Genomic DNA, 20174 nt, shown 5'->3' on the forward strand with positions numbered 1-20174 from the left:
TCAGAGCACCAGCAGCATCCGGGAGTTGCCCAAGGTGTTCGGCTTGACGTAGCTCAGGTCGAGGAATTCGGCGACGCCGATGTCGTAGGAGCGCTGCATTTCCTCGTACACGTCGTGTGGCACCGGGGTGCCTTCGATCTCGGTGAAGCCATGCCTGCTGAAGAACTCGGTCTCGAAAGTCAGCACGAACAGCCGCTGGAGCTGGAGATCGCGCGCGACGCGCAAGAGTTGGTCGACGATCGCGTGACCGATGCCGCGCCCGGTCAGGGACGGATCGACGGCCACCGTGCGGACCTCGCCGAGATCGGCCCACAACACATGCAGTGCGCCGCAGCCGACGACCTTGCCGTCGTACTCGGCGACCCAGAACTCCTGGACGGCTTCGTACAGCGTCACCAGATTCTTTTCCAGCAGTATCTTGCCGGCGTAGGTGTCCACCAGATGCTTGATCAGGGGGACGTCGGACGTGTGCGCGCGCCGGATCGTCGGGCCGTTGGCCGGGTCTCCGCTGGCGGCATTCACGAATTGCAGAGTATCGGTTTGAGCCCCCCTGGCCGGTAACCGATATTCTGTTGCCGTGTCGGGGCAGCCTCAACCAGGTCCGGTGGTCCCGCGTGTTCGGGTGACCAATCTCGCCAACGTGCTCACGCTGCTGCGCCTCGTCTTGGTGCCGGTCTTCCTGCTGGCGCTGTTCGCCGGCAACGGACACGAAACGCCAAGCCGCATCATCGCTTTCGTGGTGTTCGCCGTCGCGGTCATCACCGACCGCTTCGACGGCGCCCTGGCGCGCAACTACGGGATGGTGACGGAGTTCGGCACAATGGCCGACCCGATCGCCGACAAGACGCTGATCGGCGCCGCGCTGATCGGCCTGTCGATGCTGGGCGACCTGCACTGGTGGGTGACGGTGGTCATCCTGGCACGCGAGGTCGGGATCACTGTGCTGCGCTTCGTGATGTTGCGCCACGGCGTCATCCCCGCCAGTCGCGGCGGCAAGCTCAAGACCCTGGTCCAGGCCGTCGCGATCGGGCTATTCGTGCTACCGGTGTCCGGATCGTGGCTGCTGGCGGCCTGGGTGATGATGGCCGCCGCGATCGTGTTGACCGTGCTCACCGGGTTGGATTACGTGGTCTCCGCCGTCAGGGACAGCCGTGGACGATCCGCTGCTGACTGAGGATGCACGGGGCCTGGTCGCGGATCTGACCGTTCGACAGCAGAGCGTGGCGACCGCCGAGTCGCTGACCGCCGGGTTGCTCGCCGCCACCCTGGCCGGCGTCCCGGGCGCCAGCGAGGTGCTGCGGGGCGGGCTGGTCACCTACACCGAGCAGACCAAGATCCTGCTGGCCGGGGTTGCGCCGCAAATACTCGCCGATGTCGGGCCGGTTGCCGCGCCGACCGCGCGGGCGCTGGCGGTCGGCGCCCGTCAACGCTGCGACGCGACCTGGGGTGTCGGCCTGACCGGCGTCGCCGGGCCGGAACCGCACGGCGGGCACGACGTGGGCACGGTGTTCATGGGTTTGGCCGGTCCGGTCGACACCAAGGTCGTCGAGCTGCGGCTATCCGGATCGCGGTGGGACATCAGACTCGCCGCCGTGCGCGAGTCGATCACCCGGCTGCGTGCCCTGATCGCCGCGCCGTAGTGCCCGGGAACCATTCGCTGCGCCGTGCACGTTGACCTGTTGGACCACTGACCGGACCGAAGGAGAGCCCGATGCCGTCACTGCTGCGCGAAGTTCTCGGCGACGTACTGCGTGAAGCCCGCATCACCCAAGGCCGCACGCTGCGACAGGTCTCCGACACCGCGCGGGTGAGCCTCGGGTACCTCTCGGAGGTCGAGCGCGGCCGCAAAGAGGCGTCCAGTGAGTTGCTCAGCGCGATCTGCGACGCGCTGGACGTTCCGCTTTCGCAGCTGCTCACCGACGCCAGCGAACAACTTGCCGGCCAGGAGTCGGTGCAGAAACGCGCCCACGCCGCCGCGCCGACTGCGGCCAACATCGACGTCAGCACCAAGGTCGTCATTCCGCCGGTCGCGTCGCTAGCTATTGCCTGAGTCAGGGGAGACGATAGGTTGGGCCTGACGGCAGACATCGACACACGAAGGCGGAGCTAACTGATGGCCAACCCGTTCGTCAAAGCGTGGAAATACGTCATGGCGCTGTTCAACGCGAAGATCGACGAGCACGCCGACCCCAAGGTGCAGATCCAGCAGGCCATCGAGGAAGCGCAACGCCAGCACCAGGCGCTGACCCAACAGGCCGCGCAGGTGATCGGCAACCAGCGTCAGCTCGAGATGCGGCTCAACCGCCAGCTGGCCGACATCGAGAAGCTGCAGGTCAACGTCCGCCAGGCGGTCACGCTGGCCGACAAGGCCACGGCAGACGGTGACGCCGCCAAGGCCACCGAATACAACAACGCCGCCGAGGCGTTTGCCGCGCAGTTGGTGACCGCCGAGCAGAGCGTGGAAGACCTCAAGGTGCTGCACGACCAGGCGCTCGGCTCCGCCGCGCAGGCCAAGAAGGCGGTCGAGCAGAACGCAATGGTGCTGCAGCAGAAGATCGCCGAGCGCACCAAGCTGCTCAGCCAGCTCGAGCAGGCCAAGATGCAGGAGCAGGTCAGCAAGTCGCTGCGGTCGATGAGTGAGATCGCCGCGCCCGGCACCACGCCGAACCTCGATGAGGTCCGCGACAAGATCGAGCGCCGCTACGCCAACGCGCTCGGCCAGGCCGAGCTGGCCCAGAGTTCGGTACAGGGCCGGATGATCGAGGTCCAGCAAGCCGGTGTCGAGATGGCCGGTCACTCCCGCCTGGAGCAGATCCGGGCATCGATGCGTGGCGAGGCACTCCCGGCCGGCGGTGCGAGCGCAGCCGACCCGGCCGCCACCCCCGGCACACCCGCCGCGGCGCCGCAGGCCGCGCCCACCGAAAAGCCTCTCGGCCAGTAGGGGCGGGCAAGCGCATGGCGGTGCCGTCCGAACGCAGCGGTCTCCTACGGAGCCTGCTGCTGCGCGGTCTCGACACGGCCAGCGACATCTCGGAGTTGGTGTTTCAAAAGATCAGCGCCGCAACCGATCCGCGGGAACGACAGCTACGACGCCGGCGTCGCGCGCTGCGCTGGGGGCTGATCTTCGCCGCCGGGACGGTGTTCTGGGCCGCGGTGACCGCGATCCTTGCGGCGTGGGGCTGGTTCGCACTGCTGCTGCAGATCACCGGGGGAGTCGCCGTCGCACAGGCGATGACCGCCACCCTGCTGCTGATCCGCTACCGCTGGCTGAAGGCCGATCCGCTGCCCGCCCAGCGGCCCACGAACATCCGGCGGCTGCCACCGCCGAGTTCGGCGGCGCGACCGGCGATGTACGCGCTCGGCGCTTCGGAGCGCGGCTTCTTCTCGTTGTTGGGGGTGATGGAACGCGGCAACATGTTGCCCGACACCGAGATTCGAGACCTGACCACCGCGGCCAAACAAAGCTCGGCCGCGATGGCGGCCACCGCCGCCGAAGTGGTGTCGATGGAGCGGGCGGCCCACGGGACCCCGCAATCGCGGTCGTACCTCGCGCCCACGATCAACGCGTTCACCGCGCAGTTGAGCGCCGGTGTCCGCCAGTACAACGAGATGGTCACCGCCGCGGCGCAACTGGTGTCGTCCGCGAACGCGGACTGCAATGCCGCACTTGCCGCATCGCGGCAGCGGTACCGCGACGAGCTCAGCGGTGCCACCGATCGGCTGATCGGCTGGGCGCAGGCGTTCGACGAACTCGGTCGCGCGCCGCGACGGGCGTAGGTCGCGCTACTCGTCCCGCGGGCCGTAGCGCTCGATGTAGGACCTACGCATTTGCTCTTCGCGTTTACTGCGTTGCGTGTCAACCAGTTTCGGGTCGAGCCCGTGTACCTGCAGCATGTGCCGGCGCCAGACTTTGTTCAGCGCATGCGAGAAATAGACGAACGGAATCAGGATCGGCAGCGTCATGCTCAGATGCACGTCCAGCGTCGTCGGAATCAGCCAGAACGGCGCGAGCACCAGCACCGCCGGTACCGCGACCCGGCGCATCATCCGGCCCGTCGCGCCTTTACCGGTCAGGTCGTTGCGCACCCAGTCCCGCATCGAGTCGGGCAACTGCCCGCCGCAGCAGTACCGGATGAACTGAACGGCGTTAGGCCGGGAAGCGCTGTCGCTCATCGCTCTACAGCGAGGCCCGCAGCGACGGGATCACCACGCCGGCGAGGCCGCGCAGGGTCGCCTTGAACATGTCGAAGAAATCGAAGTAGTCGCGCCACAGCGTGATCTGCCCGTCGTGCACCTCGAAGACGCCGCACACCCAGAACTGCAGCCGCAGCGGCCCGAGGACGATCGCGTCGGTGCGCTCGTTGAGCACGGCGACGCCGTCGGCGGCGGTCCGGTGGATCTTCACCTCAAAGCCGCCGTCGCCCGTCGCCGAGAACAATTTCATTGCCCGGCGGCGGCCGTGGATGGTCGGCAATCCGACGTTCTCGTAGACGAGGTTTTCGGCCAGTCCGGCGCTGACGGCGTCGAGGTCACCGTCCTGTAGTGCGTATAGGACGGTCTCCACAACGCGGGTGTTCTCGATGGTCTGCTCGGTCATGATCACAGCGTAGGCGAGTGGAGCCATGTTGATTCTGCGTCCATGGCGCAAAAGTGCGAGTAGCGCACGCCTTGGACGCAGAGTCAACGCTCACAGCCGCTGTGGCAGGGTAGGGCGATGCGCGTCGCGGTGGTGGCCGGGCCGGATCCCGGGCACGCCTTTCCGGCGATCGCCCTGTGCCGGCGATTCCTGACTGCCGGCGACAGCCCGACGCTGCTGACCGGCACCGAGTGGCTGGACACGGCACGAGCGGTGGGCGTCGATGCGGTCGAGCTGGTCGGCCTCGACCCCACCGCGGACGACGACGACGGCGATGCCGGGGCGAAGATTCACCAGCGCGCGGCGCGGATGGCCGTGCTGAACCGCCCGCAGCTGCAGTCGATGGGGCTGGACCTGGTGGTCTCCGACGTCATCACCGCGTGCGGGGGGATGGCCGCGGAACTGCTGGGGATTCCGTGGGTCGAACTCGACCCGCATCCGCTCTACCGGCCGTCGGTGGGGCTGCCGCCGATCGGCAGCGGGCTGGCGCCCGGCACCGGGCTGCGCGGCCGATTGCGCGACGCCACGATGCGCAGGCTGACGGCGCGGTCGGTGCGCATCGGCGATCGGCAGCGCGCCCAGGTACGCACCGAAATCGGTTTGCCGGCAACTGATCCCGGACCGCTGAGGATGCTGATCGCGACCCTGCCCGCCCTGGAGGTGCCGCGGCCGGACTGGCCCGAGGACGCCGTGCTGGTGGGCCCGCTGCATTTCGAGCCGACCGAGCAGACGCTCGCGATCCCGCCGGGTTCGGGTCCGGTGGTCATGGTCGCGCCGTCGACCGCGACGACCGGCACGACGGGCATGGCCGAGACGGCATTGCAATGCCTGGGCCCCCTCGGCGTCCGCGTGGTGATCTCGCGACTCGGCGGTCCGGAGCTGAGCCTGCCGTCGTGGGCCGCCGCCGGGCTGGGCCGCCAAGACGATCTGCTCGCCCGCGCCGACGTGGCGATCTGTGGCGGCGGCCACGGCATCGTGGCCAAGGCGCTGCTGGCCGGCGTCCCGGTGGTGATGGTTCCCGGCGGCGGCGATCAGTGGGAGATCGCCAACCGCGTCGTGCGGCACGGCAGCGGGCGGCTGGTGCGCCCGTTGACAGCCGACGCGCTGGCCGAGGCGGTTGCCGATGTGCTGTCGGCACCCGGCTACCGCGACGCCGCCCGCCGTGCCGCGGCCGGGGCGGGCGACGTGGCCGATCCGGTGCGGGTGTGCCATCAGGCGCTGGCGTCCGCCGGGTAGGTAGCTTGGCGGGGTGCGTCTGACGGAATTCAACGAACGGGTGACCCTGCGATTCGGCGCGACCTACGGCGCCTCGGTATTGGCCGATCACGTGCTGACCGGATTCGAGGGACGCACCGCCGAGCAGGCGATCGAGGCGGGGATCGAACCGCGCGACGTCTGGCGGGCGCTGTGCTCCGACTTCGACGTGCCCCGCGAGCAGTGGTGAGCTACAGCGCGGCGATGATCGCGATCAACGCGACGATCACGGCGGCGACCAGCGCCACCTGAAGTAGGCGGACGCGCCCGTTCAGCGCCATGGCCTGCTCGTGCGCCGCGGCAGCGCGTGTCTGCGCCGCGTCCAGTTGCTTCACCGCGGCGGCCAGCGCATCGTGGCTGTGTCGGGCCTCGTGCTCCAGGCGGATGTTCTCGTTGCGCCGCGACGCCTTCAGGTAGTCGCGGGTGTGTGCCACCTGATCGGCGAATTCGGTTGTGTCGGAGAGGGTTTCGGCATCGGCGAGACGGGTTCCGGACATCAGCCAGTTGGCGTGACGGTTCCCGGCCTCCCATTCGGCGGCGTAACGCTGCAGGTCGTCGGCGGTGTTGAGGTTGTGCCGTCGCTCGCGCAGCCACGCGTGCAGCTCGGTCCAGTCGTGCAGCAGGCTCGCCTCGGCGACCTCGACGAAGACCTCGCCCACCTCGCCGCTGTCCCCGACGCCGCGCCGCTCCTTGACCAGGAGATGCTTGGCGACCAGCGCATCGATGAGTGGCTGCCCGGCTTCGGGAAGCTCGCTCCAGCGCGCGACCCGGTGTACGTACTGGTTGTCGCCGCCGATGGTGGCCAGCCGGGGGATGAATGCCTCCCGGAGCAGTTCGAGTTGACGCTCCCGCTCGGCGGGGTCGGCCGAGAGTACGTCGTCGACAATGGCGTCGACGATGCTCGGGCGTCCGTTCGGCTCCGGGAAATCAGCCATCAAGCGCGGCGATCAGAGCCTTGATCTTGGAGGTCTCCTCCGGGGTGGTCGGCTCACCGTTCTCGATGGCCTCGAGCAGGTCGGCGCGCAGCCCGACGCCGTTGGCCGCTTCCTGGATGGTCAGGTCGGCCCCGCGCCGGGCCGAATAGATCTGCTGGCCGAGGGAGGCGGACGGCGCGAGTGCGGCGCGCTTCATCAGGGTCGCGTAGCTCCGGCGTGCCTGGCTCAGCGCCACGACGACCGAGGGGGTGGCACGGCTGCGGCTGGCCGCCAGCGACAGCGACGCCTCGAGCTTGCGCAGGCCGGTCAGGATGACATCGGCTCGTTTGACGAAGGTGTTGTCCTTCTGGTCGGGCAACGCCTCGATGGCCGCGTCGAACATGTGCATGGCCGCTTCGGCGGCGCCGACGATCGCCGGCGCCTCGCCGTCGTCCGGAGCCTTGGCGGCACCGTTCGACGCCACCGGCGGGGGAGTTGGGCGGTTGGCCTGCGGGTCGACCGGAGCGGTCGGCACGGCGTCGTCTACGGCGGGCTTCTTCTCAACCATTGCTTTCGGACCTTCCTGTATTCGCGGTCGACGACCTGCACGAAAGATGTGCTGAAGCCCCGACCTTGCGCGACCTCGGTGTCGCCGGATCGGCGCGCCGACGGCGCCGGGTCCAGACCGGCCACAACCCTAAGGGGGCGCCGTTGGCCGATACAAGAACGCTGCATTGACACTCGGCTAATTGCTTACCCTGCCCGACTTCGCGAGCTCGACGCGGGTCGCCGCGCCGGAAACACGCCCGGCGGCGCGCCTGCTTGCTTTCGAACACCTGTTCGCTACTGTGGTGATCGTTCGACAGATGCCGACTTGTCGGAGGGCTGCTTTAACGTCACGGCCAATCGACCAACACCGGTCACCGGAGAACAACGACTACACCGAGAGGTAGCACCATGGCACAAGCCCCAGACCGCGAAAAGGCACTCGAACTGGCGATGGCCCAGATCGAGAAGAGTCACGGCAAAGGTTCGGTGATGCGCCTCGGAGACGAAGTGCGCCAACCGATTTCGGTCATCCCCACCGGATCCATTTCGCTGGACGTGGCTCTCGGCATCGGCGGACTGCCCCGCGGCCGCATCGTCGAGATCTACGGCCCGGAGTCGTCGGGTAAGACCACCGTCGCACTGCACGCGGTGGCCAACGCCCAAGCCGCCGGCGGCATCGCGGCGTTCATCGACGCCGAGCACGCGCTGGACCCCGACTACGCCGCCAGGCTGGGAGTCGACACCGACTCGCTGCTGGTCAGCCAGCCGGACACCGGTGAGCAGGCCCTCGAGATCGCAGACATGCTGATCCGCTCGGGCGCCCTGGACATCCTGGTCGTCGACTCGGTCGCCGCCCTGGTGCCGCGTGCGGAGATCGAGGGCGAAATGGGCGACAGCCACGTCGGCCTGCAGGCCCGGTTGATGAGCCAGGCGCTGCGGAAAATCACTGGCGCACTGAGCAACTCGGGCACCACGGCGATCTTCATCAACCAGCTGCGCGAGAAGATCGGCGTGATGTTCGGCTCGCCCGAAACCACCACGGGTGGAAAGGCGCTGAAGTTCTACTCGTCGGTGCGTCTGGACGTGCGGCGGATCGAGACGCTGAAGGACGGCACCGACGCGGTCGGTAACCGCACCCGGGTCAAGGTCGTCAAGAACAAGGTGTCGCCGCCGTTCAAGCAGGCCGAGTTCGACATCCTCTACGGCCGCGGCATCAGCCGCGAGGGCTCGCTCATCGACATGGGTGTGGACCAGGGCTTCGTCCGCAAGTCCGGGTCGTGGTTCACCTACGAGGGCGAGCAGTTGGGGCAGGGCAAGGAGAACGCCCGCAACTTCCTGCTGGAGAACGTCGACGTGGCCAACGAGATCGAGAAGAAGATCAAGGAGAAGCTCGGCATCGGTGCCGTGCTGACCGACGAGCCCGCCAATGTCGAGCCCCTCCCCGCTCCCGTCGACTTCTGAGCCATCTCGCGACGAGCAGGCGCGGGCGTTGTGCCTGCGCCTGCTCACCGCGAGGGCCCGTAGCCGGGCCGAGTTGGCCGGCCAGCTGACCAAGCGCGGTTACCCCGACGATGTCAGCGACCGCGTGCTGGGCCGGCTCACCGAGGTCGGACTGCTCGACGATGTGGACTTCGCCGAGCAGTGGGTGCACTCGCGGCTGGCCAATGCCGGAAAAGGCAAGCGGGCGTTGGCCGCTGAGCTGCACACCAAGGGCGTCGACAAAGAGGTGATCACCTCGGTGCTCGGCGGCATCAACCCCGCCGCCGAGCGCGGCAGGGCCGAAGAACTCGTCCGCAAGAAGCTCCGGCGCGAGAACCTCAGCGACGAGGCGGCCGACGCCCGGGTCACCCGCCGCCTGGTGGCGATGCTCGCGCGCCGTGGTTTCAACCAGAGCATGGCCTTCGACGTGGTCAGCGTCGAGTTGGCGGGGGAGCGGGAGCGCCGTCGCGTCTAGGTCGGCCGAACGCCGCGACGTCACCCCGCCGTACCATGGCCCAGTGACTTCGACGGTGGAATCGGACGCTGCGCCCGCGGTGGCGCCGCTGGCGCCGTCGCGTACCTACGAGGTCCGCACCTACGGCTGCCAGATGAACGTCCACGATTCGGAGCGGCTGGCGGGCCTGCTCGAAGCGGCAGGCTACGAGCGCGCCTCGGGCGGCGACGACGCCGACGTGGTGGTGTTCAACACCTGCGCGGTGCGGGAGAACGCCGACAACAAGCTGTACGGCAACATCAGTCACCTGGCTCCGCGCAAGCGCAGCAACCCCGATTTCCAGATCGCGGTCGGCGGATGCCTGGCGCAGAAGGACAAGGACGACGTGCTGCGCAAGGCCCCGTGGGTCGACGTCGTCTTCGGCACGCACAACATCGGGTCGCTGCCGACGCTGCTGGAGCGGGCCAGGCACAACCGGGTCGCCCAAGTCGAAATCGCCGAATCACTACAGGAATTCCCGTCGGCATTACCCGCGGCGCGTGAATCAGCCTACGCCGCATGGGTTTCCATCTCGGTCGGATGCAACAACAGCTGCACGTTCTGCATCGTCCCGTCGCTGCGCGGCAAGGAGGTCGACCGCAGCCCCGACGACATTCTGGCCGAGGTCCGCTCGCTGGTCGACGACGGCGTGCTCGAAGTGACGCTGCTGGGCCAGAACGTCAACGCTTACGGGGTGTCGTTCGCCGACCCGGCCATTCCCCGCAACCGCGGCGCGTTCGCCGAACTGCTCACCGCGTGCGGCCGTATCGACGGCCTCGAGCGGGTGCGCTTCACCTCGCCCCATCCCGCCGAGTTCACCGACGACGTCATCGAGGCGATGGCGAACACCCCGAATGTCTGCCCCACCCTGCACATGCCGCTGCAATCAGGGTCAGACCGGGTGCTGCGCGCGATGCGCAGGTCCTACCGGGCCGAGCGCTACCTCGGCATCATCGACCGCGTGCGCGCGGCCATGCCGCACGCGGCGATCACCACCGACCTGATCGTCGGGTTCCCCGGCGAGACCGAGGACGACTTCGCCGCCACCCTCGACGTGGTCCGTCAGGCCCGCTTCGCGGGGGCCTTCACCTTCCAGTATTCCAAGCGCCCCGGCACCCCGGCCGCCGAGTTGGCCGACCAGCTCCCGAAAGCCGTTGTGCAGGAACGCTATGACCGGCTGATCGAGTTGCAGGACCAGATCGCCTGGGAAGAGAACCAGAATCAGATCGGCCGCACCGTCGAACTCCTGGTGGCCACCGGAGAGGGCCGCAAGGACAGCAGCACCGCGCGGATGAGCGGCCGCGCGCGCGACGGCCGGCTGGTGCACTTCGCGCCCGGCGACCGGGAAGTGCGCCCGGGTGACATCGTCACCACGACGGTGACCCGTGCCGCACCGCACCATCTGATCGCCGACGGCGAGATTCTCAGCTACCGGCGCACCCGCGCCGGCGATGCGCACGCGGCCGGATTGCGCCCGCGGGCCTCCGGCACGACCCTCGGCATGCCGACGATCGGGCGACCGGCGACGTCGACACAGACAAAGGGGTGCACGCTATGAGCGGCCAGCAGGGCGACTTCGACGCCTTCCGCGACGACATCGAGGCGGCCGAGCGCCGCATCGCGCGCGAAATAGAGCCGGGTGCACGGGCTTTGGTGGTCGCGATCCTGGTGTTCGTGCTGATCGGGTCCTTCGTCCTGCCGCACACCGGCGACGTGCGGGGCTGGGACGTGCTGTTCGGCTCGCACGGCGCCGGCAAGGCGGCCATCGCGCTGCCGTCGCGTGTATTCAGTTGGCTGGCTTTGGTTTTCGGCGTCGGGTTCTCGATGCTGGCCCTGCTCACCCGCCGCTGGGCGCTGGCCTGGGTGGCGCTGGCGGGTTCCGCGGTGGCCAGCGCCGCCGGGCTGCTCGCCATCTGGTCGCGTCAGACGGTCGCCCACGGGCAGCCGGGTCCCGGCGTCGGGTTGATCGTGGCGTGGATCGCCGTCATCATGCTGACCTTCCACTGGGCCCGGGTGGTGTGGTCGCGGACGATCGTGCAACTCGCCGCCGAGCAGCAGCGCCGTCAATCCGCGGCCGAGGTGCAGTCCCGGACGCTGCTCGACACTCTCGACAACCCCCGGCCGACCAACGGCGAAGGGCCGGGCGCGGGCTAACGCTTCAGCGCGTCTTTGGCGGCGTCGGCCCACTGCCGCCACTGCTCGGCGTTGGCCTTGGCTTCGGCAGCCTCCTTGGCACGGCCCGCTGCTTCGGCCTTCTGCGCCTGGCGCTCGTACTGTTCGGCACGCTCGCGGAACTGGTCGGCCCGCGCCTGCGCCTCGGGGTCGGGCCCGGACGGTTCGGCGGCGTCGCGCACCTTCTTCTCGACCGCGCGCAACCGCCGCTCGAGGTCGGCCGACTTCTCCCGCGGCGCCTTGCCGATGGCGTCCCACTTGTCGCCGATGTTCCGCAGTGCCGCGGCGGCCGCCTTCGGGTTGCCGATGTCGATCCGCTCGGCTTCGGACAGCAGCGCCTCTTTGGCCGTGGCGTTCGCGGTGAACTCGGCGTCCCGCTCGGCGGTCGCGGAGTTGCGGGCCTTGAAGAACGTGTCCTGGGCGCCCTTGAAGCGGGCCCACAGGGCGTCGTCGACGTCGCGGGCCGCCCGTCCGGCGGCCTTCCAATCCACCAGCAGCTTCCGAAATTCGGCGCTGGTGGGACCCCACTCCGTCGAGTCGACGAGCGCTTCGGCCTTGACGCAGAGCTTCTCCTTGGCCTCGCGGGCCCCCGCCCGCTCGCGGTCCAACTCCGCGAAATGCGATCCCCGCCGCCGGTTGAAGGATTCGCGGGCCGCCGAATAGCGCTTCCACAGCGCGTCATCGGTCTTGCGGTCGAGCCCGGTGATGGTCTTCCACTCGTCGAGGATCGCGCGCAGCCGGTCACCCGCGACCTTCCACTGCGTCGAGTTGTTGCCCAGTTCCTCGGCCTCGGCGGCCAGGGCGTCTTTCCGGGCGGTCTGGCTGGCGCGGTGTTCGTCACGACGAGCGCGGTCCGCGGCGGCGGCGGTGTCGGCGTGTTCGGCGATGCCGGTGAGGCGGGCGGTCAGCGCGTCGACGTCGCCGAGGACGTTCGCGGTGGGCAACGTCTCCGCCAGGGCCGCGGCGGTGGCTTTGATCTTGCGAGCATCCCCGGTGCCTGCGGTCAGGCGCTCTTCCAGCAGCCCGATCTCGGTGCTCAGGTCGTCGAAGCGCCGCCCGAAGTGGGCGAACGCCGCCTCGGTGTCGCCGGCCTGCCAGGATCCGACGACGCGCTCGCCGGCCGAGCTGATCAGCCAGACCGTCCCGTCGTCATCGACACGGCCGAACTTGTGCGGGTCGCTCGTGGGCGCGGACAGCGCCACCGGGTGGGCGGCATGCGGACCTGGCGTCGGCCGCGGACCGGGCCGCGGTCCCGGCCGCGGGGTGGGCCGGGGCTGGTTGTCTGGCTCGTCAGGCGTCATGAACTGCCGTTACCTACCCTTCGCGCGGTTGGTGGCCGCGCATCTGCCGCGCTCAGCGGCGCCGTCGACACGGGGTGCGCACGTCCGCACCCCACCAGATATTGAAGCAGCTTGTCGCCCGCAGCGTTCTGAGTTGGCGGCTCGGGGCCGTCGCGCAGGCCGAAATGCGGCCGACGGCGAGGCGTAACCGGCGAGCGGTGGCCGTCCGCCCTTAGTCTGGTTGACGGAAACCAGCGATGAATAGGCGGTGAACGATGACGACGGCGGAGTATGTCGCGGCACTGATCGCGTTGTGCGCCGCGCTGGCGTCCGCGATCGGCGACGTCATCCGTCAGCGATCGGCCCAGGAGGTCACCGACAAGGAGGTCGGTCACCTCGAATTGTTCTGGCTGTCGGTGCGCGACCCGCGGTGGTGGATGGGCGGCATGGGCGCCGTGGCCAACTACAGCCTGCAGGCCGTTGCGCTGGCGCTCGGTTCGGTGATCTTGGTGACCGCGTTGCAGGTGACCTCGCTGCTGTTTGCGCTACCGATCTACGCGCGCCTGGCACACCACCGGGTCACCCGGTGGGAGTGGACGTGGGCGGTGCTGCTGGCGGGATCGCTGGCGGTGCTGGTGACCGTCGGCGATCCGGACGCCGGGGTGGCGCGTGCCTCGCTGCGCAGCTGGCTGATCGTCATCGCGGTGATGGGCCCGATTCTGGTGCTCTGCGTGCTGGGCGCGCGGATCTGGGCGCGCAGCGTGGCGGCGCCGGTGCTGCTGGCGGTGGTGGCCGGATCGGCGCTGGCGTTGTTCGCGGTGCTGACCAAGGGTGCCGTCGGCGCGGCCTCGGGAGGCTTCGGGGCGTTTCTGCGGGCGCCCGAGTCCTACGGCCTGCTGCCCGCCGCGTTGGTCGGAATGATCTTCCAGCAGTCGGCATTTCGCGCGGGAGCGCTCACCGCGTCCCTGCCGACGGTGACGGTGGCCAAGCCGACGGTGGCCTCGCTGCTCGGCGTTCTGGTGCTAGGCGAGACGCTGGGCACCACCGGCCCGAAGGTGTTGGCGCTCATCGTCGCCGGGGTGCTGGTGGTGATCGCGACGATCGCGCTGGCCCGCGGCGAGGCGGCGACCATGGCGGCGGGCACCGGCCAGGACGTGGCCGCGCCTGAGAAACAGCCGACGAATCAGTAGCGCAGCCGCGCCGCGCCGATGTTTTCGCGGCCGACGTCAGTACCGTGGCGGGGAAGAGTGGACGTGAGGGGGTAGAGCCGTGCCGAAATCAGATATCGCCGTCGTGCTGGCGCTGGCCGCCGCCTTCGCGTCGGCGTTGGGCAACGTGGCGCGGCAGCGGTCCGCGCACGAGGTCACCGAGGAGCGGGTCGGCTACCTCGCTCTGTTCTTCATGTCGTGGCGCAACCGCGACTGGCGGTTGGGGGCGGTTGCCGCGGTCGCGAACTACGGTCTGCAAGCCGGCGCGCTGAGCCTGGGCTCGGTGATCCTGGTGACCGGGCTGCAGGTCACGGCGCTGCTGTTCGCTCTGCCGCTGTATGCCCGGATGACCGGGGCTCCGGTGAGCCGGTGGGACTGGAGTTGGGCGGCGATCCTGGCGGCCGCGCTGGCGGTGGTTGTGACCGTCGGAAACCCGGTGGCCGGGCACTCGAGGGCGTCGTTGCAGACATGGCTGATCGTGGCCGCCGTGGCCGGACCGCTGGTGGGCCTGTGTCTGCTCGGGGCGCGGCTGTGGCCGGACGGGGCGATCGCGGCGGTATTGCTGGCGGCCGTGTCCGGGGCGTCGCTGGCGCTGTTCGCGGTGTTGGTCAAAGGCGCGGTCGAGGCGGCCGAGGGCGGGATCCTGGCGGTCCTGGCCACCCCGGAGTTGTATGCCTGTATCGGGGCCGCCGTCGCCGGAATGGTGTTCCAGCAGTCGGCCTATCGTGGCGGACCGCTCAACGTCTCGATGCCGACCATGACGGTGGCCAAGCCGACGGTGGGCGCGCTGCTGGGGGTTTTCGTGCTCGGGGAGACCATCCAGCACGGTGAGCACACGGTGTTCGCCCTCGTGGTCGCGGTCACCGTGATGATCTTGGCGACCGCGGCGCTGGCGCGCGGCGAGGCGAAGGCGGTCGAGGCGCACACCGACACGTTCGCCGCCGTGACGCCGACCCGCTAGTTTGATGGCGTGCTGAGCGCCATCGCAATCGTTCCGTCAGCGCCGGTGCTGGTCCCCGAGCTCGCCGGCGCGGCAGCTTACGAGGTCGCCGAGTTGCGGGCGGCGATGATCGCCGCGGCGGCCACCCTGCCGCCGCGGTGGATCGTCGTCGGGGTGGGCGCCGCCGACGTGACCTTCGGTTCCGGCAGCGTGGGGACGTTCGCGGGTTTCGGGGTAGATGTGCCCGTCAGCCTGTCGCCTCGGGCGACGGGCGATCCGACCCCGATGCCGCTCTGCGCGCTGCTCGCCGGCTGGCTTCGCGCGCAGGCTCAGCCCGACGCGCACGCGGAAGTCCGGGTCTGTGCCGACCGGCACGACAGCCGGGCCGCGGTCGAGATCGGCCACCGGCTGCGCGCCGAGATCGACGCAGCGGGAGAGCCGACCGGGGTGCTCATCGTCGCCGACGGCGCCAACACGTTGACCCCGCCCGCCCCCGGGGGCTACCAACCCACCGACGTCGACGTGCAGAACGCCCTCGACGAGGCGCTCGCGTCCGGCGACGTGTCCGCGCTGGCCCCGTTGCCGCCGCAGGTCACGGGGCGGGTCGCGTTCGGCGTCCTGGCCGGGCTCACCGAGCCGGCACCCCGCTCGGCGAAGGAGCTGTACCGCGCGGCGCCCTACGGCGTCGGATATGTCGCCGGCGTCTGGCAGCCGTGAGGCCGCTGGCGATCGTCGGCCCGACCGGAACCGGCAAATCGCAACTGGCCCTTGACATCGCGGACCGCATCGGCGGCGAGATCGTCAACGCCGACGCGATGCAGTTCTACCGCGGGATGGACATCGGCACCGCGAAACTGCCCGTCGCGCAACGCCGCGGCATCCCGCACCACCAGCTCGACGTCCTCGACGTCACGGCCACCGCAACCGTCGCTCGCTATCAACGCGACGCCGCCGCCGACGTGGAGGCGATCACCGCGCGCGGCAACGTGCCGGTCCTGGTCGGTGGTTCGATGCTCTACATCCAATCGCTGCTCGACGAGTGGTCGTTCCCGGCCACCGACCCGGCGGTGCGGGCGAAGTGGGAACAGCGCCTCGCCGAGGTCGGCGTCAGCGCATTGCACGCCGAACTCGCCGCCCGCGACGCCGCCGCGGCGGCGTCGATCCTGGCGACCGACGGCCGGCGCATCGTGCGGGCCCTCGAGGTGGTGGAACTGACCGGTCAGCCGTTCGCCGCGTCGGCCCCGGTCATCGGAACACCGCGCTGGGACACCCTCATCATCGGATTGGATGGCGACACAGAGCTTCTCGACGAGCGGCTGCAGCAGCGCACCGACACGATGTTCGCCGACGGCCTCGTCGACGAGGTGATCGCCCTGCTGGAACGCGGGCTGCGCGACGGCGTCACCGCTTCGCGGGCGCTCGGCTACGCGCAGGTGCTCGACAACCTCGACGCCGGCGGCGACGGCGACGGCGCCCGGGAGCCGACGTTCATCGGCACGCGTCGCTATGTGCGCCGTCAGCGGTCCTGGTTTCGTCGCGATCACCGGATCCACTGGATGGATGCCGCCGCCGACGGCAACGCCGAGGCGGCGCTGACTCAGTGGCGCCACGTATCCTGAGCGGGTGAACCGGCCCGTGGCGCAGATGATCTTCGCGAAAGGCCATGGCACGCAGAACGACTTCGTCGTGCTGCGGGACCTGGACGCCGCGCTCACGCTGACGCCGGAGGCGGTGTCGGCGCTGTGCGACCGTCGCCGTGGCCTGGGCGCCGACGGCGTATTGCGAGTCACCACCGCCACGGCCGCGCTGAACGCCGGGGTTGTCGACCGGATTCCCGACGGCGTCGACGCGGGCGACTGGTACATGGACTACCGCAACGCCGACGGGTCGATCGCCCAGATGTGTGGCAACGGCGTGCGCGTCTTCGCGCACTACCTGCGGGCCAGTGGGCTGGAGACCCGCGACGAGTTCGTCGTCGGGTCGCAAGCCGGCCCGCGACCCGTGGTGCTGCACCACGCCGATGGGACCTACGCCGACGTGCGGGTCGATATGGGCAAGGCCAACCGGCTCGGCCCGGGGCAGGCCGTGGTCGGCGGCCGGACCTTCAATGGGCTGGCGGTCGACGTCGGTAACCCGCACCTGGCGTGCGTCGACTCCGCGCTGACCGTCGAGGCGTTGGGGGAGTTGGACGTCGCGGCGCCGGTCAGCTATGACCGCGACCAGTTTCCCGACGGCGTCAACGTCGAGATCCTCACCGCGCCGGTCGACGGCGCGGTCAGCATGCGCGTCCACGAGCGGGGGGTGGGCGAAACCCGTTCCTGCGGAACGGGAACCGTCGCCGCCGCCGTCGCCGCGCTGTCGCACGGCGGCGCGACGACCGGCACCCTGACGGTGCGGGTGCCCGGTGGCGACGTCGTCGTCACCGTCACCGAGGCCACCAGTTACCTGCGTGGGCCGTCGGTGTTGGTGGCCCACGGCGAGCTGAGCGAGGAATGGTGGCGCGGCGCGCTCGGTTAAATCGGATGCGTGCCGCCGCCTCGACGGGCACCATGATTAGTTGCCTATGACATCTCCTGACTTTCCGGACATCCCCAGCACCGGCGACCTCGCGCTCGACGACCGCGCAGCGCTCCGCCGCGTCGCCGGGCTGTCCACCGAGCTCACCGACATCTCCGAGGTCGAGTACCGCCAGCTGCGACTCGAGCGGGTGGTCCTGGTCGGCGTGTGGACCGACGGCAGCGCCGCCGACGCCGACGCCAGCCTCGCCGAATTGGCCGCGCTCGCCGAGACCGCGGGCTCGGAGGTGCTCGAGGGAATGGTCCAGCGCCGCAGCAAGCCCGACCCGTCGACCTACATCGGCTCGGGCAAGGCCGCCGAGTTGCGCGACGTGGTCTCGGCCACCGGGGCCGACACCGTCATCTGCGACGGTGAGCTCTCGCCGGCGCAGCTGACCGCGCTCGAGAAGGCGGTCAAGGTCAAGGTCATCGATCGCACCGCGCTGATTCTCGACATCTTCGCCCAGCACGCGACCAGCCGCGAAGGTAAGGCCCAGGTGTCGTTGGCGCAGATGGAGTACATGCTGCCGCGCCTGCGTGGTTGGGGTGAGTCGATGTCGCGGCAGGCGGGTGGTCGAGCCGGCGGTAGCGGCGGCGGCGTGGGTCTGCGTGGGCCCGGTGAGACCAAGATCGAGACCGACCGTCGTCGCATCCGCGAGCGAATGTCCAAGCTGCGCCGCGAGATCCGCGACATGAAGCAGGTCCGTGACACCCAGCGCAGCCGTCGGCGCAGCAGCGACGCGCCCTCGATCGCGATCGTCGGCTACACCAACGCCGGCAAGTCCAGCCTGCTGAACGCGCTGACCGGCGCCGGGGTGCTGGTGCAGGACGCGTTGTTCGCCACCCTCGAACCCACCACGCGCCGTGGACAATTCGACGACGGGCGCGCCTACGTGGTCAGCGACACCGTCGGCTTCGTCCGGCATCTGCCGACGCAACTCGTCGAGGCGTTCCGTTCGACATTGGAAGAGGTGGTCGACGCCGACCTGCTCGTGCACGTCGTCGACGGCTCGGACGTCAACCCGCTGGCGCAGATCAGCGCGGTGCACCAGGTGGTCTCCGAGGTGTTCGCCGACCACCACAGTGGTCCGGCGCCCGAATTGATCGTGGTCAACAAGATCGACGCCGCAACCGGTCTGGGTTTGGCCAAGCTGCGGCGTGCGCTGCCGGACGCGGTGTTCGTCTCGGCGCGCACCGGCGACGGCGTTGAAACGCTGCGCACCCGGATGTCCGAGCTGGCGGCGCCCACCGACACCGCGGTTGACGTCGTAATCCCTTACGACCGAGGCGATCTGGTATCGCGGGTGCACGCCGACGGCCGCGTACAGGAGACCGAGCACATCGGCGACGGCACTCGGATCAAGGCGCGGGTCCCGGTTGCGCTGGCCGCCAGCCTGCGCCCGTTCTTTGTCACCTGAGACGACCCCGAACAGCAGAAAGCGCCGGAGCCCCCCGCCCCGGCGCCTTCTGATTTCCTCCCTGGATCAGAACAACGTGATGATCGCGTTGATCAGATCGTTGATGTTGTCGGTCAGGCCCTCGGTCAGCGTTGTCAGACCGGAGGTCAGGTCCGTGAGCAGGTCGCCCAGGTTGACGCTGGTCAAGCTGTCCAGGATGTCGGTGTAGTTCGTGAACAGGTTCTGCGTGTACTCGATCAGGTCGTTAGACGCGAGGGTGTACTGGCTGTTCGCGATCGCCACCAGATCCGGGATGAAGCTGTCTCCCAGTTCGGGGTCGCCGAGGGTGGCCGGCACGGCGCCGACGAACAGGTCGTTGAACTGGACCAGTAGTGCCGCCTGCGAGTCGTCCATCGGCACACCCAGGATGTTGTTCAGCTCGGCGTTGAACGCCAGGGTGTTGGAGATGAAGCCGTTGTAGCCCGCGGTTGCCGCCCCGTTGAAGATGTTGAGGTATTCACCGCCGAACGCCTCGTAGATGCCGCCGTTACCGTCGGTCTGCAGCAGGCTTTCCGACAGATCGGCGCCCAGCGAGTTGTAAAGCGTCTCGTACAGGCCGTTGTCGCCCACCGAAAGGTTGTACAGCGTGGTGTTGACCGCTTCCTCCGCGTTGAGCAGCGGGGTGTAGTCGACGGCCGCCGCGGCGTCCGCAGCTGACTGCGACACGTCCACCAGCGCGACGTCGTGGTGCACCGTCGGCACGCCCTGCTGCGCCACCGATGCGCCTTCGTACGGCAGCGACCCGAACAGTCCCGCCGCCGTGATTGCTGCGGCCGCGATGAGCGACCGTTTTGTTGCAACGTGCATGGTCTTACCTTCCCCGTTGATAAAGGAGGGCTGCCGGCGCTGATGCCGAGCGAGACGTTCTGACCACCACGCGACTGCTGCGCTGCTTGCAGCTGCCCCCCGACTGGCCATGCCCCCGTCCTCCCCCTAAAGACACCTGAGGTTTCTCAGGTGAAATTAAGCTACAACTTAAGCTTTGTACGAGTACAGCGATATCGCCGGATACCTTGAATCTTTTTTGAGCAGCTAAAAGCCCAGTTAAGAAGCTTATTTGAACGTTTTCGAGACTTCGAACGCGGTTGAAGCGCGTTGAAAGCAGTTTCTCAGTATCAAAACCCGGGAAAGTGGTGTAGACGAGGTTCGTAAGTTCGGTGTCACGGGTCAGCGGCCACGGAGACAGAAAAGCGCCGGAGCCCCCACTCCGGCGCCTCTCTGTCTATTCCCCCCGGCA

The 20174-nt window shown here is 69.0% G+C and carries 24 protein-coding genes; 17 read left to right on the forward strand and 7 right to left on the reverse strand.

The features are described 5' to 3' along the window. Positions 1 to 522 (reverse strand): amino-acid N-acetyltransferase, encoded by a 522-nt coding sequence (locus PT015_RS02490; protein WP_285188554.1) that lies wholly within the window; start codon positions 520 to 522, stop codon positions 1 to 3. Between the two features lie 55 nt (positions 523 to 577). Between PT015_RS02490 and pgsA the strand changes: the two genes are divergently transcribed. The 5 genes from pgsA to pspM all read left to right on the forward strand — a co-directional run bounded on the left by pgsA (position 578) and on the right by pspM (position 3777). Beyond that, positions 578 to 1174 carry a CDP-diacylglycerol--glycerol-3-phosphate 3-phosphatidyltransferase gene (pgsA, locus tag PT015_RS02495; RefSeq protein WP_285188555.1) on the forward strand — a complete coding sequence of 199 codons (597 nt, stop codon included), beginning with the start codon at positions 578 to 580 and terminating at the stop codon, positions 1172 to 1174. Beyond that, entirely contained in the window at positions 1152 to 1640 is a 489-nt protein-coding gene (locus PT015_RS02500; RefSeq protein ID WP_285188557.1) for a CinA family protein, read from the forward strand. Before pgsA ends, PT015_RS02500 begins: the two co-directional genes overlap by 23 nt. Before the next feature lie 71 nt (positions 1641 to 1711). After that, entirely contained in the window at positions 1712 to 2050 is a 339-nt protein-coding gene (gene clgR / locus PT015_RS02505) for a transcriptional regulator ClgR (protein ID WP_285188559.1), read from the forward strand. Between the two features lie 63 nt (positions 2051 to 2113). Then, a complete protein-coding gene (gene pspA / locus PT015_RS02510) occupies positions 2114 to 2941 on the forward strand; it encodes a phage shock protein PspA (protein ID WP_285188562.1) in 828 nt (275 codons plus the stop codon). Positions 2942 to 2955: 14 nt separating this feature from the next. Continuing rightward, entirely contained in the window at positions 2956 to 3777 is an 822-nt protein-coding gene (pspM, locus tag PT015_RS02515) for a phage shock envelope stress response protein PspM (RefSeq protein ID WP_285188564.1), read from the forward strand. Between the two features lie 6 nt (positions 3778 to 3783). Here pspM and PT015_RS02520 read toward each other — a convergent pair whose 3' ends face one another. Both PT015_RS02520 and PT015_RS02525 read right to left on the reverse strand, forming a co-directional pair. Then, on the reverse strand, positions 3784 to 4173 hold the full coding sequence (locus tag PT015_RS02520) for a DUF5313 domain-containing protein (RefSeq protein WP_285188566.1): 390 nt from the start codon (positions 4171 to 4173) through the stop codon (positions 3784 to 3786). A gap of 4 nt (positions 4174 to 4177) precedes the next feature. Next, positions 4178 to 4597, reverse strand: coding sequence for a limonene-1,2-epoxide hydrolase family protein (locus PT015_RS02525; protein WP_285188568.1), 420 nt, complete (start codon positions 4595 to 4597; stop codon positions 4178 to 4180). 117 nt (positions 4598 to 4714) lie between these two features. Between PT015_RS02525 and PT015_RS02530 the strand changes: the two genes are divergently transcribed. After that, positions 4715 to 5872, forward strand: a complete 1158-nt coding sequence (locus tag PT015_RS02530; protein ID WP_285188570.1) for a glycosyltransferase — start codon at positions 4715 to 4717, stop codon at positions 5870 to 5872. A 13-nt stretch (positions 5873 to 5885) separates the two neighbouring features. Further along, a complete protein-coding gene (locus PT015_RS02535) occupies positions 5886 to 6080 on the forward strand; it encodes a DUF3046 domain-containing protein (RefSeq protein WP_285188571.1) in 195 nt (64 codons plus the stop codon). A gap of 1 nt (position 6081) precedes the next feature. Here PT015_RS02535 and PT015_RS02540 read toward each other — a convergent pair whose 3' ends face one another. Both PT015_RS02540 and PT015_RS02545 read right to left on the reverse strand, forming a co-directional pair. After that, positions 6082 to 6825, reverse strand: coding sequence for an nSTAND1 domain-containing NTPase (locus PT015_RS02540; RefSeq protein ID WP_285188572.1), 744 nt, complete (start codon positions 6823 to 6825; stop codon positions 6082 to 6084). Further along, on the reverse strand, positions 6818 to 7213 hold the full coding sequence (locus PT015_RS02545) for a helix-turn-helix domain-containing protein (RefSeq protein WP_285190890.1): 396 nt from the start codon (positions 7211 to 7213) through the stop codon (positions 6818 to 6820). Before PT015_RS02545 ends, PT015_RS02540 begins: the two co-directional genes overlap by 8 nt. A gap of 548 nt (positions 7214 to 7761) precedes the next feature. On the opposite strand from PT015_RS02545, the gene recA reads away from it, so the two are divergent. From recA to PT015_RS02565, 4 genes are all read left to right on the forward strand, one after another. Then, positions 7762 to 8814 carry a recombinase RecA gene (gene recA / locus PT015_RS02550; RefSeq protein ID WP_285188574.1) on the forward strand — a complete coding sequence of 351 codons (1053 nt, stop codon included), beginning with the start codon at positions 7762 to 7764 and terminating at the stop codon, positions 8812 to 8814. Then, positions 8780 to 9307, forward strand: a complete 528-nt coding sequence (gene recX / locus PT015_RS02555) for a recombination regulator RecX (protein WP_285188576.1) — start codon at positions 8780 to 8782, stop codon at positions 9305 to 9307. The genes recA and recX overlap by 35 nt, the downstream gene beginning before the upstream one ends. A gap of 133 nt (positions 9308 to 9440) precedes the next feature. Further along, positions 9441 to 10883 (forward strand): tRNA (N6-isopentenyl adenosine(37)-C2)-methylthiotransferase MiaB, encoded by a 1443-nt coding sequence (gene miaB, locus PT015_RS02560; protein ID WP_285190891.1) that lies wholly within the window; start codon positions 9441 to 9443, stop codon positions 10881 to 10883. Then, entirely contained in the window at positions 10880 to 11479 is a 600-nt protein-coding gene (locus PT015_RS02565) for an Rv2732c family membrane protein (RefSeq protein WP_285188578.1), read from the forward strand. Before miaB ends, PT015_RS02565 begins: the two co-directional genes overlap by 4 nt. Here the strand turns inward: PT015_RS02565 and PT015_RS02570 are convergent. Then, positions 11476 to 12798, reverse strand: a complete 1323-nt coding sequence (locus PT015_RS02570; protein ID WP_285188580.1) for a DUF349 domain-containing protein — start codon at positions 12796 to 12798, stop codon at positions 11476 to 11478. The genes PT015_RS02565 and PT015_RS02570 overlap by 4 nt on opposite strands. Positions 12799 to 13052: 254 nt before the next feature. Between PT015_RS02570 and PT015_RS02575 the strand changes: the two genes are divergently transcribed. The 6 genes from PT015_RS02575 (at position 13053) to hflX (ending at position 18898) form a co-directional block, all read left to right on the forward strand. Continuing rightward, the gene (locus PT015_RS02575) at positions 13053 to 13967 is read left to right on the forward strand and encodes a DMT family transporter (RefSeq protein WP_285188581.1); all 915 of its coding nucleotides are present in this window, start codon (positions 13053 to 13055) and stop codon (positions 13965 to 13967) included. Positions 13968 to 14046: 79 nt separating this feature from the next. Beyond that, entirely contained in the window at positions 14047 to 14946 is a 900-nt protein-coding gene (locus PT015_RS02580) for a DMT family transporter (RefSeq protein ID WP_285188582.1), read from the forward strand. Between the two features lie 9 nt (positions 14947 to 14955). After that, a complete protein-coding gene (locus PT015_RS02585; protein ID WP_285188583.1) occupies positions 14956 to 15642 on the forward strand; it encodes a class III extradiol ring-cleavage dioxygenase family protein in 687 nt (228 codons plus the stop codon). Then, the gene (gene miaA, locus PT015_RS02590; RefSeq protein ID WP_285188584.1) at positions 15639 to 16544 is read left to right on the forward strand and encodes a tRNA (adenosine(37)-N6)-dimethylallyltransferase MiaA; all 906 of its coding nucleotides are present in this window, start codon (positions 15639 to 15641) and stop codon (positions 16542 to 16544) included. Before PT015_RS02585 ends, miaA begins: the two co-directional genes overlap by 4 nt. A gap of 25 nt (positions 16545 to 16569) precedes the next feature. Then, positions 16570 to 17442 carry a diaminopimelate epimerase gene (gene dapF / locus PT015_RS02595; protein ID WP_285190892.1) on the forward strand — a complete coding sequence of 291 codons (873 nt, stop codon included), beginning with the start codon at positions 16570 to 16572 and terminating at the stop codon, positions 17440 to 17442. Positions 17443 to 17488: 46 nt separating this feature from the next. Then, a complete protein-coding gene (hflX, locus tag PT015_RS02600) occupies positions 17489 to 18898 on the forward strand; it encodes a GTPase HflX (protein WP_285188585.1) in 1410 nt (469 codons plus the stop codon). Between the two features lie 66 nt (positions 18899 to 18964). On the opposite strand, the gene PT015_RS02605 is transcribed toward hflX, so the two are convergent. Further along, positions 18965 to 19744, reverse strand: a complete 780-nt coding sequence (locus PT015_RS02605) for a hypothetical protein (RefSeq protein WP_285188586.1) — start codon at positions 19742 to 19744, stop codon at positions 18965 to 18967. Positions 19745 to 20174 lie beyond the last annotated feature (430 nt).

This window comes from Candidatus Mycobacterium wuenschmannii, from assembly GCF_030252325.1.
Classification (GTDB): Bacteria; Actinomycetota; Actinomycetes; order Mycobacteriales; family Mycobacteriaceae; genus Mycobacterium; species Mycobacterium wuenschmannii.